Consider the following 18,560-nt stretch of genomic DNA (forward strand, 5'->3'; position numbering starts at 1 on the left):
CTATTCCCCTTACGCTTCTTCAGTAACGTGCACACGCAATGTCGCGGTTACATCGTGATGCAATTTCACCGGCACATTCGTATAGCCAAGCGTGCGGATGGCGTCGTCGAGCTCCATTTTGCGCTTGTCGATTTTATGGCCATGGGTCTTTTCAAGTTCTTTCGCTATTTGCTTGGTCGTGATCGAGCCGAACAAGCGCCCGTCATCACCGGATTTCGCTGTCAGTTCAATCGTTAAAGCTTCAAGTTTTTCTTTCAGCTCTTTCGCTTCGTTCAATTCCTGCTCGACTTCCTTTTCCTGCTTTTTCTGCTGTCCGGCAAGTTTGCTCATCGCCGCCTGGTCCGCTTCTACGGCCAAGTTGTTTTTCAACAGGAAGTTGTTCGCGTAGCCGTCCGCCACGTTTTTGATATCACCTTTTTTACCTACATTTTTTACGTCTTTCAAGAAAATCACTTTCATTCTTCAGATCCCCCTCTATCGTTTTCGGTTAATACGGTCTTTAATTGCCCGACCGCTTCTTCAAGGCTAGCATCCGGCATTTGCGTGGCCGCATTCGTTAAATGGCCGCCGCCGCCGAGATTTTCCATCACGACCTGTACATTGACTTCGCCGAGCGAACGGGCGCTGATGCCCACGCCGCCTTCTGTGCGTTCTGCGATGACAAACGACGCGTTGACGTCTTTCATCGTCAGCAGGATATCTGCCGTCTGGGCGATCAGCACAGGGCTGTAGATGCGCCCAGGCTCGCCTTTTGCGATGGCAATGCCGTCGCCGACAAATTCCACGCTCTGGACGATTTTCGCCCGCTCGATGTACGTCTCCAGGTCTTCTTTCAATAATCGCTGCACAAGTACCGTATCGGCACCGTTCGAGCGCAAGTACGATGCCGCTTCAAAGGTCCGGGCGCCGGTGCGCAGCGTAAAGCTTTTCGTGTCGACGATGATCCCGGCGAGCATCGCTGTCGCTTCGAGCATCGTCAATTTTTCGTGTTTCGGCTGGTATTCGATCAATTCGGTCACGAGCTCCGCCGTAGACGATGCGTACGGCTCCATATAGACGAGCATCGTATTGGTGATGAATTCCTCGCCTCTTCTGTGATGATCGATCAAGACGACGCGCTCCATGCGCTGAAGCAGGCGTTCATCGATGACCATCGACGGTTTGTGCGTATCGACCACGACCAGCAAGGAATGTTCGGTCATTTCCGATAATGCCTCTTCCGGGGTAATGAAACGCTCGAACAAATCCGGATCGCTCTCGATTTCTTCCATCAAGCGCATGACGCTGCGGTCGTATTCGTCGAAATCGATGACGATGCGGCCTTTGACGCGGTTCATTTCCGCCATTTTGGCAACGCCGACCGCTGCGCCGATCGAATCCATATCGGGCATTTTATGGCCCATGACAAAGACTTGGTCGCTTTCTTGAATCAAGTCACGCAGCGCGTGCGAAATGACGCGTGCACGCACCCTCGTGCGTTTTTCGACCGGATTGGTTTTGCCCCCGTAGAACTTGACCTTGCCGCTCGGATGCTTGATCGCCACTTGGTCGCCGCCGCGCCCAAGCACCAAATCGAGCCCCGACTGCGCCATGGCGCCCAGTTCGATCAAGGAAGCGGAACCCGCCCCGACCCCGATGCTCAGTGTCAGCGCCATATTGTCTTTCGCTGTCACTTCACGGATGTCATCGAGCACTGTAAACTTGGTTTCTTCCAATTGCTTCAAGATGGATTCATTGAACACTGCCATAAAGCGGTCCGATGAAATCCGTTTCACAAAAATGCCGTTATCGGTCCCCCATCGATTGATCAAGGACGTCACCAGGCTATTTAAATTACTGCGTACCTGATCGTCCATCCCTTGTGACAATTCATCGTAGTTATCGATGAACAGGATGCCGATGACGGTCCGGTCCGCATGATACAAAGTTTCAATCTCTACTTGCTCGGTAATATCGAACAAATAGAACAAACGGTCATCTGCACGGTAGTAGACGCGGTATTTACGGCCGCCGAGTGACATGACCATTTCATTCGATTCGGCAGATTTGACCAATTGGTTAAATTCTTCCGTTAAGCTATAAACCGATTCACCGATCAGCGTCTCGTAATCGAGCGCCGAGGTGATATAGGGATTGGCCCATTCGATCTGCTGGTTTTCATTGACCAGCAGAATCCCGATCGGCATCTCGAGCAATGCTTCCTCACCGACTTTTTTCATTCGGTAAGACAGCGTTTCGATATGCTTTTCGGTTTCTTCATAGTTGCGCTTCTCCAGTACCCACGCCGAGGTGATCGCCGCCCCGTAAAGGATGGCGAAAATGCCCGCGCCCCATTCAGACCAAAGGGAGATGAGGATGACAGCGGCCATTCCAAGAGCCAGCAATGCCAGCAATGGGTATCTTAGATTACGTTTCCTGAAAAAAGCCGACATTTCTCTTCAGCTCCTTACTTTCCTTTAGACTCGTGCGCCCGCTTGATCCAGCCCCGGACATCGAAGCCAAGATCCAAAATTCCGATGATGCTCGTAAACGACTGCAAAGGAAATGCAAGAACCGTCACAACGACCACCACCCAGCGGGGCCAGCCCTCTTGGTGGATATAGAAATGATAGAACGATACCCCCTGCAAGAACAGCAGGAACTGCAACAGCATCGAGGCATTGACGAAAATCAAATAAGCCATGGTCCCCTGCTCGAAATCCGACAGCAAGGACACCAAAATGACGATCAAATAATACCACAGTACGCTTTTCGGCAAGCGCATCTCGCGGAACGGCGGGAATTTCGGCACTTCGATGCCAAGCCGTTTCAAAATCGGCAACAGGATCAACAACAAGATCCACACCGTCGTAAATACCGACAAAATCAATAGCGTCGGCAACAAGGTCTCGAAGGTCAGCATGAACTGCGCCACAAGCTCCTCATATTCCTGCGTCGATTCCGACCCAAGCCGCTCCAGCCACGTACCGGCCTGTTCATACGAACTGCGCATCGTCGCCATGAATTCTTCCAGGAAATTAATCCCTAAAAAGGCGATAGCTGCCACGTACTGCACCATCAATGACACCAATAGCACGATACTTGAACCCATAAACATGAACAATTTGCTTTTTTTATAATGGATCGACAGCCCAATCATGAGCCCCAGCGGAATGTGGATCAATGCCAAAGGCAAAGACAGCAATCCGCCGATCAGAAAGCTTAACACGACCCCGACCACTGCGACCAGCGCCGACGCCTTCACCGGATACTTGGCGCTATACCAAGCAATCGGCAATGCCAAAAACAAGGTACTGATCAAACTCAGCACCGGTACATATACAGAAATAGCCAATAGGACGGCAAACAGCGCCGTCATCATGGCTCCATTCGTCAACTGACGTGTCTTTTGGTTAGGCATATCTGCGTTTTTCATCTTCTTTCGGGTTTATTTCATCCGTATAATTGTACCATGATTCAATCTCCCGAACAAAAAAGGGAGGTTGCCTCACTGTACATCTATCGACCCGTTTCGAGAAGAAAAAAGTTCCTGCCCTCTGGCAATAGCCGTCTATAGAAAATCATTATCGCTGATTCGACAGAGGATGGAAATAGTAGATGGAAATTAAAATGTGGGAATCGCTTCCTGGATATGCTTGAAGAAAATAGTGAGAGTTTACGTGTTGAAGTGTTTCAGCATTCTATTTGTGCTTCATCTTACGCTTCACCGCCCGGCTTTGGGTTGGCCTCTGGCAGTAAGCCAAGAAGAACACTTGTCTTACTGCTTCGGCTCACCCCTTTACGCTGGGCGGCTTGAAGATTTCATTGATGAGGGTGCGTTTAAATAGATCTGCTTCTGTAGGTGGTTGCCGGCTAGTGGGGGAATCGCTTCCCGGGACAAGGTTGAAGAAGAAAGTGAGAGTTTGCGTGTCGAAGCATTTCAGTATTCTACTTGTGCTTTAGCTTATTATTCGCCGCCCTGCTTTGGGTTGGCCTCTTGCCATAAGCCAATGAACTAGCGAAAGGAAGTTGAGTCATTTCATTGGCGACGCATCTGCGTAGCAGATGTGGGAGCAAGGTGTTTGAGGTGATGCTTGAATAAACTTTTTATCTTCGGCATCGGCTCACCCTTGGCGCTCGGGGACTTAGTGATTTCATTGATTTGGGGCGAGGTTAATCTGAGCTACTTCTGTAAAAGTTGCCGGCTAGTGGGAGAATCGCTTCCCGGGATAAGTTTGGAGCAGCTAATGAGAGTTTAGGTGTTGAAGTGCTTCAGCATGCTGTTCATATTTTATCTTACTATTCGCCGCTCTGCTTTGGGTCGGCCTCTGGCAGTAAGCCAAGAAGGACACTTGTCTTACTGCTTCGGCTCACCCCTTTGCGCTGGGCGGCTTGAAGATTTCATTGAATGGGGGGCGTTTAAGTAGATTTGCTTCTGTACGAGTTGCCGGCTAGTGGGGAAATCGCTTCCCGGGATAAGTTTGAAGTAGATAGTGAGAGTTTAGGTGTTGAAGTGCTTCAGCATGCTATTCATATTTCATCTTATTATTCGCCGCCCTGCTTTGGGTTGACCTCTTGCCATAAGCCAGGAAGAACGCCTGTCTTACGGCATCGGCTCACCCTTGGCGCTGGGCGGCTTGGTGATTTCATTGATTGAAGTGTGTTTAAGTAGATTTGCCTCTTTATTTAGTTGCCGGCTAGCAGAGAATCGCCTCCCGGGATAAGGTTGAAGTAGATAGTGAGAGTTTAGGTGTTGAAGTGCTTCAACATGCTATTCATATTTTCATCTTGTTATTCGCCGCCCTGCTTTGGGTTGACCTCCTGCCATAAGCCAGGAAGAACGCCTGTCTTACGGCATCGGCTCACCCTTGGCGCTGGGCGGCTTGGTGATTTCATTGATTGAAGTGTGTTTAAGTAGATTTGCCTCTTTATTTAGTTGCCGGCTAGCAGAGAATCGCCTCCCGGGATAAGGTTGAAGTAGATAGTGAGAGTTTAGGTGTTGAAGTGCTTCAGCATGCTATTCATATTTCATCTTATTATTCGCCACCCTGCTTTGGGTTGGCCTCTGGCAGTAAGCCAAGAAGGACACTTGTCTTACTGCTTCGGCTCACCCCTTTGCGCTGGGCGGCTTGAAGATTTCATTGAATGGGGGGCGTTTAAGTAGATTTGCTTCTGTACGAGTTGCCGGCTAGTGGGGAAATCGCTTCCCTGGATGCAGTGTCTGGCACGTTGGTGGATTAGAACTAACTAGCCTCTCTAAATCAAAGATGACTTCAGCTGAAAAACAGGAAGCATTTCCACATTTTCTGTCGAGTGAACAGAAAAAAATTCCTTCCCCTCTAAAACTGGAGACGGAGTGAAAGGGGGCTGACGCCTGTGGGACCGTGCGGGCTGGCGAGACAAACGTGGCGCGCACTTTGCGGCACGTTGGCTCAACACCCGCCCCACGGCAAGCAGCCCCCTGAAACGAAGTCGAAAAGCGGAAGCTTTTCCAATCACTTCTTTCTCCATTCCCTCCCTCCAGTTACAATCTTTACGATGTAATCTTAACTTTTCCAATACAGTCAACTTCCCAAAGCATATAAAAAAGAGGCCGGTTTCCCGGCCTCTTTGGACAATCTTATTTTTCTTCCGCTACGAACGGTAGAAGTGCCATGATACGAGCGCGTTTAACTGCAATTGTCAAACGACGTTGCCATTTAGCGCTTGTGCCCGTAACACGACGTGGCAAAATTTTGCCTCGCTCAGAAATGAATTTCTTAAGCAAATCAGTGTCTTTGTAGTCGATGCGTGTAATGTTGTTTGAAGTGAAATAACAAACCTTTTTACGCTTCTTGCCTCCGCGACGTGGTGCCATATCGAATTACCTCCCTCATTTTCAGATTTTCTATTCGCTGATGGGCGCCTGGTTTAGAACGGCAGATCGTCGTCCGAAACTTCGATCTTCCCGCTTCCGCTTGAAAACGGATCGTCATCTACACGAGTATTGTTTTGCTGACTTGGACTAGACGGTTGGTTCTGTTGATAAGACGGCTGCTGTCCATACGAGCGATCGTTTGAACGATCCCCAGATCCGGAGTTGGCGCTTTTCGGTTCAAGGAATTGAACGCTGTCCGCCACCACTTCCGTCGTATAAACGCGCTTGCCATCTTGACCCTCGTAGCTGCCAGTCTGAATGCGGCCTTCGACACCGGCGAGACTTCCTTTTTTGAGGAAATTCGCTGTGTTTTCAGCCTGCTTGCGCCAAACGGTACAATTGATAAAATCTGCTTCGCGTTCACCTTGCGCATTGGAGAATGTCCGGTTTACAGCAAGTGTAAAACGAGCCACCGCCGCTCCGCTTGGCGTGTAACGAAGATCAGGATCTTTTGTCAGTCTTCCGACCAATACAACCCGGTTGATCATCAGAATTCAACCTCCTTTTTCAAGTCGTGTATTATCTGTATTCCGCTTATCTTATACGTCTAGGCGTACAGCGATGTGGCGGATAATGTCTTCATTGATGTTCGCAAGACGTGTAAACTCGTTGATAGCTTCAGTTCCAGCGTTCGCTTTCACGATCTGGTAGAAACCTTCTTTGAAATCATTGATTTCATAAGCCAAACGGCGTTTACCCCATTCTTTCGACTCGATGATTTCCGCACCGTTTGAAGTTAGGATTTCGCTGAAACGCTCAACTAGCGCTTTCTTAGCGTCCTCTTCAATGTTCGGGCGTACAATGTACATTACTTCATATTCTCTCATCGTATTGTCACCTCCTTATGGACTTGGGCCCTGCTGTTTCCAGCGGGCAAGGAGCAAGCAATCATAAATATTACTCACATCAATATATTGTAGCATACGCTGAGGCTTCCGGCAAGCTGTAATTTAGGCTATACTGGGAGCATCAAAATTCGGGATGTGTTGCCAATGGAACCGCATAAAGTCATCGATTTGAATCTGGAAGAAATTGCACCAAAAGCGCTATGGTTCAATATCGTGCTCGTCGTCGCCTTTGCGCTCGCCTATCAGCTGTTCCGCGAGCCGCTATCTTTCGGCTTTTCGCTGTTCGGCATTCTTTATTTCTTCGGCGGCTACGCACTATTGATCGTACTGCACGAACTATTCCATTTGATCGGCTTTGTCGTCTTCGGCAAAGTGTCAATTTCGTCGCTTCAATACGGCCTCAATTTAAAATTGGGCATCGCTTATGCGACCAGCGACCGGCCTGTGAAAAATCGGGCCACGCGGGCTGTCTTATTGCTTCCGTTTTGGATGACCGCTGTGCTGCCGACCGTCATCGGCTTTTGGATCGGCGATCAAGTGCTCGTCCTGCTCGGCGCCATGCTGACTGCCGGCGCGTTCGGCGACTTCCTCATGTACCGTGAATTGCGCAAAGAACCGAACGAAGCGTGGATACTGGATGATCCAAAACTCCCCCGCCTCCACGTCTATTCCAGCTATCCGCCACTTGATGAATAAACGGCAGGATTCGTGCAAATAAAAAAAGACACAGCAGTGTTAAAGAAGTGTATTAATTTAGTTATGAATCAAAATGACGGCATCTTTTCGACACTCAAAAATCAATGACCTATCTAAGTATTTGGAGAAGCGTTCGCTCGTAAAACCTTCTGCTCAATAATGCTGCGCATTACTTCGCAAAGATAAAGTCTCACGTAGTTCGACTTTATCTTTCCTGCGGGAGCAGCGAAGCGACGGGTTTGAGAGACCTCGCAGGCAATGGATATGTGAAGCTTTGGCTGAGCATATTCATTTGCGACGCATCTGCTATGCAGATGTGAGAGCACACGGTTTTCGTAGCGGCTGAGGAAGCTCGATTCCCGCCCGCGGAAAGCGAGCGATAAGCTTCGGAAAATACCACTTCTTAACTTTTTCGACAAGCAAAAAGAAGGTGCAGCAGATTTCCTGCCACACCTTCTTTTTACTTGTTATTTCACAAACGACCGTTCCACATCCCAGACGCCTTCCGGGATATATTCCTTCAACAATCGCTCCGCTTTCGCCGTATAGACAATCGCTTGTTTCGTGCCGCGTTCGGTTTCAACTTCGATCGTCAAGCGGTCGTACATATCGGTTTTCGCATTTCCCGAATAATCTTCCAAATCGTTGATCGCCGGCCATAAGACATCCGGGATATCGTAAAGCTCTCCTTGGATGACATCGTCTCCCGCCAGTGCCAGCGCCGGATAGCCGAGCCCTGTATCGTACAAGCTTCCTGAAATCGTCACGTGTTCGGCCACCAATTCCGCTTCTTCCAGATAGAAATGGTATTTGCCGCCTCTTTTCAAAGTTCCATATGCGAATAAATACATTCGTTTCCCTCCTCATAAAAAACCGGATGCTCAAAAAAGCACCCGGTTCGGTATTCTTTTCCAGCCGCCAATCCGTTGTTAACTTGTTTCCATGGCAATGACTGACAATAAACTATTAGGCGTATGCCTTATACATTAAATCTGAAGAGCATGACATCGCCGTCTTTGACGATGTACTCCTTGCCTTCTTGGCGCACTTTTCCAGCTTCTTTCGCCGCTGCCATCGAACCGGCTTCCACCAATTCGTCGTAAGCGACGGTTTCTGCGCGGATAAAGCCGCGTTCGAAGTCCGAGTGGATGACGCCGGCACATTGAGGGGCTTTCATGCCTTTTTTAAATGTCCATGCCCGTACTTCTTGCACGCCGGCAGTGAAATAAGTCGCCAGCCCGAGCAAGCTGTATGAAGCTTTGACCAATTGGTCCAATCCAGACTCAGTGATGCCCAATTCTTCAAGGAACATTTCTTTTTCCTCATCATCCAGTTCAGCCATTTCTTCTTCGATCTTCGCGCAAATGACGATAACATCAGCTTTGTCTCCAGCAGCAAACTCACGAACTTTTTGGACATATTCGTTGTTGTCGGCATCCGCGATTTCATCTTCTGAAACGTTCGCTACGTAGAGCATCGGTTTCAGCGTCAAAAGATTCAAGCCTTTAGCGATGCGCAGCTCATCATCTGTGAAATCGATCGAACGTGCCAATTTGCCGTCCTCGAAAGCTTCACGCAGTTTTAACAAGACCGGCTCTTCTGCAATTGCGTCCTTGTCTCGTTGCTTTTTCAATTTCGCTGCACGTGCAATGCGTTTCTCGATGCTTTCCATATCCGCCAGTATCAATTCTAGGTTGATGACTTCAATATCGGAAATTGGATCCACTTTTCCCGTAACGTGCGTGATGTTGTCGTCAGCAAAGCAGCGGACCACTTGGCAAATCGCGTCTACTTCACGGATGTGGGACAGGAATTTATTCCCAAGCCCTTCCCCTTTGCTGGCACCTTCAACAATTCCGGCGATATCGGTGAATTCAAAAGCCGTTGGGACGGTTTTTTTCGGATCCACTAATTCCGTCAATTTATTGAGACGCTCATCAGGCACTTCGACGATGCCGACGTTTGGATCTATCGTACAGAACGGGTAGTTCGCCGCTTCGGCGCCCGCTTTCGTAATAGCGTTGAATAATGTGGATTTCCCCACGTTTGGTAATCCTACAATCCCTGCAGTTAATGCCAAAGGATTCACGACCTTTCTTTTTCGCTCACAAATTTTGCAACCATTCCATTATAGAAAGACGAGGCGGAAATGTCCATTCCTCATTCCGCCTCGGCCTTCACCAACACTTTTTTCATTTTTTTATTGAACTCGGCGCGCGGCAGCATGACGCTGTGCTGGCAGCCTTCACATTTGATGCGGATATCGGCGCCCATGCGGATAATTTTCCAGGCATTCGCCCCGCATGGATGCCCTTTTTTCATTTCGACAATATCATGTAACCCGAATTCTTTCATTTCCATGGCTGCGTCCCTCCATCATTTAGTCGCATTCATTGCGGCTGCATCGCCCGGCTCGCGGTGCATGACCACCATGCGAGGATATGGCAATTCGACGCCGCGCTGATCGAGAAACTCCTTCAAATCACGGCGCATTCTGCGGGATACCGCAAAATGCTGCATCGGCAAAGTTTCCGCCGTCAAACGCATGACTACTTCCGTCGCCGTCATATTCTGCACGCCAAGCAATTCGGCTGGGCTGATGACTTCTTCGTAAGTGGGCTGTACCGTTTCCAAAAACTCCAAAATCAACCGTTCCACTTTTGCCAGGTCGGAATCATGCGAAACGCTCAGATCCACGACTGCGATTGAATTATGAAGCGAGAAGTTGACGACTTCCGTAACCATGCCGTTCGGGAAGATGAACAGCTCGCCGGTCCACGCCTGCACTTTCGTCGTACGCAAACCGATTTCCTGCACCGTTCCTTCGGCTTGGTTGATGCGGACATAATCACCGACTGAAAATTGGTCTTCAAAAATGATGAAGAAGCCGGTGATGACATCGCGCACCAAGTTCTGTGCGCCAAAACCGACAGCGAGGCCGACCACCCCGGCACCGGCGATAATCCCGCTGATGTTAACCGAGAACGCCGACAATATGGCGACTAGCGCCATGAATCCAATGACATAGGTAACGATATTCTCCAACAGTTTCGACAAAGTCTGATGACGGCGGCCATTCGTTTTGATCGGCCCTCTTAAACGGACTGAAAACGATTTGCGGATGATGATCCGCATGACACGCGTCAATATATAGGCACCGACAGCAATTAAAATGACACGCAGGGCTGTTCCGGAAATGGCTAACCACATTTCCTCATCCATCAGCTTTGCTATCATCCGATTTACAAATCCTTCAACAACGCTTCTTTCGTAAAACACGTCTACACCTTCTTTAATTACTTACATCAGATTGAATTTAAACACGGCCGTGACAAGAAACGCAACTACAATGATCCCCGGCAATAAGTTTGCTACACGGATCTTCACAATGCCCATCAAATTAAGTCCAATTGCCACAATCATGACCCCGCCGGTCGCCGTCATTTCGGTGATGAACAAGTCGAGCGCCGCTTCCGGGATGAGCAGGCTGATCTGTGTCGCGAACAAAGCGATTAATCCCTGGTACACGAATACCGGAATCGCTGACAGCATCACCCCGATGCCGAGTGTCGAAGCGAGGATGATCGATGTAAAGCCGTCAATGATGCCTTTCGAGACGAGAACGCCGTGTTCGTTGCTGAGACCGCTCTCCAATGCGCCGATAATGCCCATCGCGCCGATGACGAAAATCAGCGTCGCAGTGACAAATCCTTGCGCCAGGCTCCCCTGGCTTTCTTTCGTGCCGAGCATCCGTTCAATCCAACGGCCGAATGCATTCAATTTGTCTTCGAGCCGCGCCCACTCGCCGATCACCGCACCGAGCACCAAACTGATGATGACGATGACGAAATTCTGGCTCTCAAAGCCCATCTGCAAACCCAACACTACGACCACAAGCCCAATGACATACATGACCGTCTCTTTCATCCTGTCGGGAATATTGCGCAATGCCCGCCCGATCAGTGTTCCTATGACAATTAACAGCGCGTTGACCAATGTTCCCCAAAGAACCATATTCGAGCTCCTTCCTCTCCGTGCCTCGGAATGTGCAAAGCGCCCGGCTCTTCTCCCTCTTTTTTATCGAGTTTTAAAAACCGTCCACTGAGCTGCCATTACGTAAGTGCATGTTTGTTTCGACGGCTTTCTCCCGCTTCAAAGAAACGCCTATTTCCCGTCTCCGGAAAATAGGCCGTTTTCATACCGATGTCACAGTTCATTTAGATAAACCCGCCATTAGCGTCAAATACGCCATATGCCGGTTGAAATATTATTTCAGCAAATCCAAGATCCGTTCCAAGTCATCTTCTGAGAAAAACTCGATTTCGATCTTGCCTTTGTTCTTCTGTTTTTTGATCTGGACATTCGTGCCGAAACGGTCACGCAGCTCAGATTGTTTTTCTTCTATAAAGATATCCTTTTTCTTTTCCGGTGTTTCACGTGGAACATTGTCGTTTAAACGCTGCACCAAGCTCTCCAGCTGGCGGACATTCAATCCTTCTTTGACCGCCTTTTGCGCCGTCTCGGAAATATCCTTTTTGCTGCGCAATCCGAGCAAGGTACGGCCATGCCCCATCGATAGCTTTTTATCCGAAATGAGCTCGCGAACGTCTTTCGGCAAGGTCAACAAACGGATATGGTTGGTGATATGCGGGCGGCTTTTGCCAAGCCGGAACGCCAATTGCTCTTGCGTCAAATTCAATGTATCCATCAGTTTCTGGTAGGCTTCCGCTTCTTCGATCGGCGTCAAATCCTCGCGCTGCAAGTTTTCGAGAATCGCCAATTCCATCATCTGCTGTTCATTGAAATCTTTGACGATGGCTGGAACTTCTTTCAATTTACACAGTTTTGCCGCACGGAAGCGGCGTTCTCCGACGACCAGTTCGAATTTTGCGCCTTTTTTCCGCACGACGACTGGCTGCAGGATGCCGTGCTCGCGAATCGATTCGGCAAGTTCTTCAAGGGCTTGCTGGTCGAACACTTTGCGCGGCTGATGCGGGTTTTCTTTAATATCGGTCAACTTGATCTGCATCACTTTATCCGTTTCGTTGACTGTTTCTCCTGGAAACAATGCGTTGATGCCTTTTCCCAATCCTTTAGCCATTACGAATCACTTCCTTCGCCAATTCTAGATAAACTTCTGCGCCTCTGGACTTCGGATCATAGATGATGATTGGCTCTCCGTGACTCGGGGCCTCGCTCAAGCGGACATTACGTGGAACCACTGTGTCGTACACTTTGTCCTGGAAGTATTTCTTCACTTCTTCGATAACTTGCATGCCCAGATTGGTCCGTGCATCGTACATCGTCAACAGCACGCCGTCGATCATCAGATCGTGGTTTAAGTGTTTTTGGACCAAGCGGACGGTACTCAATAACTGGCTTAAACCTTCTAGAGCATAATATTCACATTGTACTGGAATAATAATTCCGTCTGAAGCGGTTAACGAATTCAAGGTCAATAAGCCAAGTGACGGCGGACAGTCGATGATGATGTAATCGTATAAGTCCTTTACTTCTGCCAAGGCATTTTTCAGTCGTGCTTCGCGCGAAATGGTCGAAACCAATTCAATTTCCGCACCGGCCAATGAAATTGTCGCCGGCACCACATGAAGATTTTCGACTTTCGTCTCCATGATTGTGTCTTTAACATCGACATCATCGATGAGAATTTCGTAGATGCATTGATCGACATCGCCTTTATTGATGCCGACGCCGCTCGTCGCATTTCCTTGTGGATCGATATCTATTAACAGCACTTTCTTGCCTAAATATGCAAGGCATGCGCTTAAATTAACTGATGAAGTTGTTTTTCCTACACCGCCCTTTTGATTGGCGATGGCAATCGTTCTACCCACACGTGCACCAACTTTCTTCGATACTGTCTTTATTTTACTGCGGAAACACCATTATGGCTATCCGCGACAGCTTCCATTTCTATATTGTATCAAATTTCCTGTTTCATAGAGATAAATCTGCCAAAAAAAGCCCTTTCCTCAACGGAAAGAGCGATTATGGGCGTTTTTTCGGAATTTTCACGGTAATTTGGTAATAATCCTCGTGTTCTTCCTCTTTTGTATCCAGCTTAATGCCGCTTTTTTTGACCATCGACAACGACTCTTTGATGGTATTCATCGCAATACGCATATCCCGGCTGACAGCTTTTCGGCGTTTCTTCGGCTTTTTCGGAACTTCTTCCGTCAAGTTTCTGATGCGTTCTTCCAGCTCTTTAACGTTAAGCCCTTCCTCCAATAGTTGTTCAAGCAAGTGCTGTTGGAGTTCAAGGTCTTTTACCGGCAATAAAGCACGGGCATGGCGTTCAGTGATGCTTCGTGTAAGAAGCGCTTGCTGGACGGCTTCCGGTAGCTTTAACAGCCGCAGTTTATTGGCGACAGCTGACTGGCTTTTACCGAGCCGCTGCGCCAATGCCTCCTGAGTGATCTCCTGGATTTGCAGCAGATTGGAATAGGCATGCGCCTCTTCAATTGCCGTCAATTCCTCGCGCTGGAGGTTTTCAATCAACGCGATCGATGCCGTTTCTTTATCGCTTAATTGGCGGACGATTGCCGGAACTTCCTTCCAGCCAAGAGAGGTCATCGCACGGAAGCGCCGTTCCCCTGCAATGATTTCATAAAAACCTTCCTGCTGCGAATCCCTGACGACGATCGGCTGAATGACGCCGTGGACATGGATCGTCCGGGCCAATTCTTCGATTTTCTCCTCGTCAAAAACGGTCCGCGGCTGGAATTGGTTGGCATGGATCTTAGCCAGCGGTATTTTCACCACTTCTTCAGAAGCATTATTTGAAGCTTCTGCTATTGTTGCATCGTTTGCTTTATCTCCGCCTCCGAAAAGACGGGCAAAAGGACTTTTCATGCTCAGGCACCACCTTATTAAAAACTTGCTCTTGTTGTTTCATTCCAAAGACGCATTTGCAATTCCATATGTTCCACGTGAAACATTAGCTGATCGGGGATTTGTTCGGCATGCCCGCTTTTCTCGGATATTTCTTCGGCGTTGCCTTGAATTTCCGGAACACTTGGATATGGCGTTCACTTTCTTCTACTGGCAAGAGGAAGGAATGCACAGCTTCCTGCTTCACTCCGAGCACTTGGAGCGCTTTGTCCGCGTCTTTCAGTTCATCGGTTGCGGATGCTGCTTTCATTGCGGCAAACACCCCTCCCTGTTTGACGAGCGGCACACAGAGTTCAGCGAGCACTGAGAGTCTTGCTACAGCGCGAGCGGTTACGATATCGTAGCTTTCGCGGTGCTGTGACTGGCCAAAATCTTCTGCGCGCGAGTGGACGAAAGAAACTTTGTCCAACCCTAAAGCTTCACTCAAATGATTCAAGAATTGGATTCGTTTGTTCAATGAATCGACGATCGTCACTTCGATATGCGGGAAGCAGATTTTTAGCGGGATGCTCGGAAAGCCAGCCCCTGCCCCGACGTCACATAATGACAGCGGCTTGGTGAAATCCATGTAAAAGGCGGCACTGATGGAGTCGTAGAAATGCTTTAAATAGACATCTGCCTGATCCGTGATGGCTGTCAAATTCATTTTTTCGTTCCATTCGACGAGTTCCTTGTAATAGATGCGGAATTGCTCCAACTGGCGCTCGGAAAGTTCGATGCCTTGTTGTTTCAATGCTTGCGCGAATTGCTGTTCGTTCACTTTATGTCCCCCTCTCACCTGTCTCACCGCACATTTGCGGGAGCGGGATTAGCGTTTTTATGTAAAAGCAAATGGGCTGGCGGATACCAGCCCATTTCGAGTTCTGTTATGTGCTGGCGGCCATGCCGCCCAGTGAGCTCAAATCCCAACTAGACTTTTGCGATTCTTCCTTGTTCAATATACACCAATAAAATCGAAATGTCAGCAGGGTTGACGCCAGAAATGCGCGTGGCTTGCGCAATCGACAGCGGCTGTACTTCTTTCAGTTTGCCGCGTGCTTCCGTCGCAAGCCCTGAAATGGCATCGTAATCGATGTTTTCAGGAATCTTTTTATTCTCCATCTTCTTCAGCTTATCGACTTGCTGAAGGGATTTCTCGATATAGCCTTCGTATTTCACATGGATCTCGACTTGCTCTTTCACTTCGTCGCTGAGCGCGATGTCGGATTCAGTTAAGGACGCGATCATGTCGTAATTCATTTCCGGGCGCTTCAACAGGTCGGCTGCGCGGATGCCGTCTTTCAGCTCGCTGCCTCCTGCGTTGCGTATCGCTTCCTGCGTTTGTTCGTTCGGCTTGATGATGATGCCGCGCAGGCGCTTGATTTCTTCTTCGATATGATCTTTCTTCTCAAGAAAGCGTGCATAACGCTCTTCTGTGATCATGCCGAGCTGATAGCCGAGTTCTGTCAAACGCAAGTCAGCGTTATCGTGGCGCAGCAATAAGCGGTATTCGGCACGTGATGTCAACAAGCGGTAAGGCTCGCTTGTGCCTTTGGTGACCAAATCGTCGATCAAAACGCCGATATACGCATCCGAACGGCTGAGGATGACTTCTTCTTTGCCGAGCACTTTCGCTGCGGCATTGATGCCTGCCATAAGCCCCTGTCCCGCTGCTTCTTCGTAGCCGGACGTGCCGTTGATTTGTCCTGCTGTATAAAGATTGGTGATTTGTTTGGATTCAAGCGTCGGCCATAATTGCGTCGGCACGATGGCATCGTATTCGATCGCATAGCCTGAACGCATCATATCGGCCTTCTCAAGCCCTGGAATCGATTCGAGTAGCTTGCGCTGAACGTGTTCCGGCAAACTCGTAGAAAGGCCTTGTACGTAAACCTCGCGCGTTGAGCGCCCTTCCGGCTCCAGGAAGATCTGGTGGCGGGGCTTGTCGCTGAAGCGGACGATTTTGTCTTCGATCGATGGGCAATAACGCGGCCCTGTGCCTTTTGCCATGCCCGAATACATCGGCGACAAATGCAAATTCTCATCGATGATCTGATGGGTTTCGCTCGTCGTATACGTCAGCCAGCACGGCATTTGGTCCATGATGAATTCCGTCGTTTCAAAGCTGAACGCGCGCGGCACATCGTCTCCCGGCTGGATTTCCGTTTTCGAGTAGTCGATGCTGTTGCTGTTGATGCGCGGCGGTGTACCGGTCTTGAAACGCACCGTCTCAAAACCGAGCTGCTCCAGATTTTCCGCCAGTTTAATGGACGGCTGCTGGTGGTTCGGGCCGCTTGAGTAGCGCAAGTCGCCGATGATGATTTCGCCGCGCAGGAAGGTTCCAGTCGTGATGACCACCGTTTCCGCGCGGTAAATGCCGCCTACTTGTGTAATGAGGCCCTTGACTTCCCCATCTTCAACAATCAATTCTTCTGCGATGCCTTGGTGCAAGCTCAGGTTTTCCTGTTCTTCCATCAAGCGCTTCATTTCCTGCTGGTAAAGCACTTTATCGGCTTGTGCGCGCAATGCGCGAACGGCCGGCCCTTTGGCGGTATTGAGCATTCTCATTTGAATATGCGTTTTATCGATGACGCGGCCCATAGCCCCGCCCATTGCATCTATTTCACGTACTACGATGCCTTTTGCCGGCCCGCCGATGGACGGGTTGCATGGCATAAAGGCAATCATATCGAGATTCATCGTCAACACAAGCGTTTTAGCGCCCATGCGTGCAGAAGCGAGTGCTGCTTCTGCTCCGGCATGGCCTGCGCCTACGACGATGACATCGAACGTGCCTGCTTCGTATTGTGGCATGTTCGTTCAGTCCCTTCAAAAATTTATTTTCCTAGGCAAAATTGCGAGAATAATTGATTCAATAAACCGTCATCTGCCGTATCGCCGATGATCTCACCGAGAATTTCCCAAGTACGGGTCACATCGATTTGGATCATATCGACCGGCACGTCCATTTCGGCGGCTGAAATCGCATCCGAAATCGTTTGATGCGCTTGGTGCAAGAGTGAAATATGGCGCACGTTGGAAACATAGGTCATGTCCCCTGCCTCGATTTCTCCTTCAAAGAACAATTCGGCGATCGCTTCTTCGAGCTGGTCGATGCCTTCTTCTTCAATTAAAGAAGTCGTCACGAGGCGTTTGTCGCTGGTCAGTTCCTTCACTTGATCCAAGTCGATCTGTTGCGGCAAATCGGTCTTGTTGATGACGACGATGTAATTCATGTCGCGGACCGCTTCGAATAACAGCAGATCTTCTTCTGTCAGAGCTTCCGCGTAATTCAATACATAAAGGATCAAATCGGCTTCCTTCAGCACTTTGCGCGAGCGTTCGACGCCGATTCGTTCGACAATGTCCTCTGTTTCCCGGATGCCTGCTGTATCGACAAGACGCAGCGGCACGCCGCGGACATTGACATATTCTTCGATGATGTCGCGCGTCGTTCCGGCGATTTCTGTGACAATGGCTTTGTTTTCCTGGACCAAGCTGTTCAATAGCGATGATTTCCCGACATTCGGGCGACCGATGATGACGGTTGATAAGCCTTCCCGCAAAATCTTGCCTTGCTGGGAAGTTTGGAGCAATTTGGCGATTTCCGATTGCACCCATTGCGCTTTTTCAAGCATCATCGGACGCGTCATTTCTTCCACATCGTCATATTCGGGATAATCGATGTTCACTTCCATCTGTGCGATCGATTCCAATAGCGCCTGGCGCAGCGAACTGATGAGACGCGACAAGCGCCCTTCCATCTGCGTCAGGGCGACGTCCATGGCACGGTCCGTTTTCGCGCGGATCAAGTCCATCACGGCCTCTGCCTGTGACAAGTCGATGCGCCCATTAAGGAATGCACGCTTGGTGAATTCACCTGGCTCTGCAAGCCGTGCACCCGCTCTTAAGGCGAGTGACAGTACACGATTGACTGATACGATGCCGCCGTGGCAATTAATCTCCACGACATCTTCACGGGTAAATGTTTTTGGTGCTCTCATCAATGCGACCATTACTTCCTCCGCCGTTTCTTTCGTCGCGGGGTCTTCGATATGGCCGTAATGGATGGTATGGCTCGCCTGTTCAGCGAGCGCTTTAGCAGACGGCGCACGGAACAAACGGTCTGCGATGGCTACCGCTTCCGGCCCGCTCAAACGGACAATGGCGATAGCCCCTTCACCGCTTGGCGTGGAAATCGCGGCGATCGTATCGAATTCCATCATGAT

At 49.4% G+C, this 18,560-nt stretch carries 19 protein-coding genes; 1 reads left to right on the forward strand and 18 read right to left on the reverse strand.

Annotated elements, in window-relative coordinates; genetic code table 11:
- Positions 1 to 9: 9 nt before the first annotated feature.
- The 7 genes from rplI to rpsF all read right to left on the reverse strand — a co-directional run bounded on the left by rplI (position 10) and on the right by rpsF (position 6,723).
- A complete protein-coding gene (gene rplI, locus AUC31_RS15695; RefSeq protein ID WP_058382285.1) occupies positions 10 to 459 on the reverse strand; it encodes a 50S ribosomal protein L9 in 450 nt (149 codons plus the stop codon).
- On the reverse strand, positions 456 to 2,432 hold the full coding sequence (locus tag AUC31_RS15700; RefSeq protein ID WP_058382284.1) for a DHH family phosphoesterase: 1,977 nt from the start codon (positions 2,430 to 2,432) through the stop codon (positions 456 to 458). The genes rplI and AUC31_RS15700 overlap by 4 nt, the downstream gene beginning before the upstream one ends.
- Positions 2,433 to 2,446: 14 nt before the next feature.
- Positions 2,447 to 3,400, reverse strand: a complete 954-nt coding sequence (locus AUC31_RS15705) for a YybS family protein (protein WP_058383741.1) — start codon at positions 3,398 to 3,400, stop codon at positions 2,447 to 2,449.
- Positions 3,401 to 5,235: 1,835 nt separating this feature from the next.
- Entirely contained in the window at positions 5,236 to 5,490 is a 255-nt protein-coding gene (locus AUC31_RS15710) for a hypothetical protein (RefSeq protein ID WP_058382283.1), read from the reverse strand.
- Between the two features lie 109 nt (positions 5,491 to 5,599).
- A complete protein-coding gene (gene rpsR, locus AUC31_RS15715) occupies positions 5,600 to 5,836 on the reverse strand; it encodes a 30S ribosomal protein S18 (protein ID WP_058382282.1) in 237 nt (78 codons plus the stop codon).
- A gap of 53 nt (positions 5,837 to 5,889) precedes the next feature.
- The gene (ssb, locus tag AUC31_RS15720) at positions 5,890 to 6,384 is read right to left on the reverse strand and encodes a single-stranded DNA-binding protein (RefSeq protein ID WP_058382281.1); all 495 of its coding nucleotides are present in this window, start codon (positions 6,382 to 6,384) and stop codon (positions 5,890 to 5,892) included.
- Positions 6,385 to 6,435: 51 nt separating this feature from the next.
- Positions 6,436 to 6,723, reverse strand: a complete 288-nt coding sequence (rpsF, locus tag AUC31_RS15725; RefSeq protein ID WP_058382280.1) for a 30S ribosomal protein S6 — start codon at positions 6,721 to 6,723, stop codon at positions 6,436 to 6,438.
- Positions 6,724 to 6,888: 165 nt separating this feature from the next.
- Between rpsF and AUC31_RS15730 the strand changes: the two genes are divergently transcribed.
- Positions 6,889 to 7,440, forward strand: a complete 552-nt coding sequence (locus AUC31_RS15730; RefSeq protein ID WP_058382279.1) for a DUF3267 domain-containing protein — start codon at positions 6,889 to 6,891, stop codon at positions 7,438 to 7,440.
- Between the two features lie 467 nt (positions 7,441 to 7,907).
- Here the strand turns inward: AUC31_RS15730 and AUC31_RS15735 are convergent, their stop codons facing one another.
- The 11 genes from AUC31_RS15735 to mnmE all read right to left on the reverse strand — a co-directional run bounded on the left by AUC31_RS15735 (position 7,908) and on the right by mnmE (position 18,554).
- Positions 7,908 to 8,291 carry a gamma-glutamylcyclotransferase family protein gene (locus AUC31_RS15735; RefSeq protein ID WP_058382278.1) on the reverse strand — a complete coding sequence of 128 codons (384 nt, stop codon included), beginning with the start codon at positions 8,289 to 8,291 and terminating at the stop codon, positions 7,908 to 7,910.
- 128 nt (positions 8,292 to 8,419) lie between these two features.
- On the reverse strand, positions 8,420 to 9,520 hold the full coding sequence (gene ychF / locus AUC31_RS15740) for a redox-regulated ATPase YchF (protein WP_058383740.1): 1,101 nt from the start codon (positions 9,518 to 9,520) through the stop codon (positions 8,420 to 8,422).
- 80 nt (positions 9,521 to 9,600) lie between these two features.
- Positions 9,601 to 9,801, reverse strand: coding sequence for a DUF951 domain-containing protein (locus tag AUC31_RS15745; RefSeq protein WP_058382277.1), 201 nt, complete (start codon positions 9,799 to 9,801; stop codon positions 9,601 to 9,603).
- 15 nt (positions 9,802 to 9,816) lie between these two features.
- On the reverse strand, positions 9,817 to 10,677 hold the full coding sequence (locus AUC31_RS15750) for a mechanosensitive ion channel family protein (protein ID WP_058383739.1): 861 nt from the start codon (positions 10,675 to 10,677) through the stop codon (positions 9,817 to 9,819).
- Positions 10,678 to 10,740: 63 nt separating this feature from the next.
- A complete protein-coding gene (locus tag AUC31_RS15755; RefSeq protein ID WP_058382276.1) occupies positions 10,741 to 11,454 on the reverse strand; it encodes a DUF554 domain-containing protein in 714 nt (237 codons plus the stop codon).
- A gap of 253 nt (positions 11,455 to 11,707) precedes the next feature.
- The gene (locus AUC31_RS15760; protein ID WP_058382275.1) at positions 11,708 to 12,541 is read right to left on the reverse strand and encodes a ParB/RepB/Spo0J family partition protein; all 834 of its coding nucleotides are present in this window, start codon (positions 12,539 to 12,541) and stop codon (positions 11,708 to 11,710) included.
- Positions 12,534 to 13,295: a ParA family protein gene (locus AUC31_RS15765; RefSeq protein WP_058382274.1), complete on the reverse strand. Its 762-nt coding sequence runs from the start codon at positions 13,293 to 13,295 to the stop codon at positions 12,534 to 12,536. The genes AUC31_RS15760 and AUC31_RS15765 overlap by 8 nt, the downstream gene beginning before the upstream one ends.
- A gap of 154 nt (positions 13,296 to 13,449) precedes the next feature.
- Positions 13,450 to 14,313 carry a nucleoid occlusion protein gene (noc, locus tag AUC31_RS15770; protein WP_058382273.1) on the reverse strand — a complete coding sequence of 288 codons (864 nt, stop codon included), beginning with the start codon at positions 14,311 to 14,313 and terminating at the stop codon, positions 13,450 to 13,452.
- A gap of 85 nt (positions 14,314 to 14,398) precedes the next feature.
- The gene (gene rsmG / locus AUC31_RS15775; protein WP_058382272.1) at positions 14,399 to 15,112 is read right to left on the reverse strand and encodes a 16S rRNA (guanine(527)-N(7))-methyltransferase RsmG; all 714 of its coding nucleotides are present in this window, start codon (positions 15,110 to 15,112) and stop codon (positions 14,399 to 14,401) included.
- A gap of 149 nt (positions 15,113 to 15,261) precedes the next feature.
- Positions 15,262 to 17,145: a tRNA uridine-5-carboxymethylaminomethyl(34) synthesis enzyme MnmG gene (mnmG, locus tag AUC31_RS15780; RefSeq protein WP_058382271.1), complete on the reverse strand. Its 1,884-nt coding sequence runs from the start codon at positions 17,143 to 17,145 to the stop codon at positions 15,262 to 15,264.
- Positions 17,146 to 17,168: 23 nt separating this feature from the next.
- Positions 17,169 to 18,554, reverse strand: coding sequence for a tRNA uridine-5-carboxymethylaminomethyl(34) synthesis GTPase MnmE (mnmE, locus tag AUC31_RS15785; RefSeq protein ID WP_058383738.1), 1,386 nt, complete (start codon positions 18,552 to 18,554; stop codon positions 17,169 to 17,171).
- Positions 18,555 to 18,560: the final 6 nt, after the last annotated feature.

It is taken from the genome of Planococcus rifietoensis (assembly GCF_001465795.2).
In the GTDB taxonomy this organism is placed as follows: domain Bacteria; phylum Bacillota; class Bacilli; order Bacillales_A; family Planococcaceae; genus Planococcus; species Planococcus rifietoensis.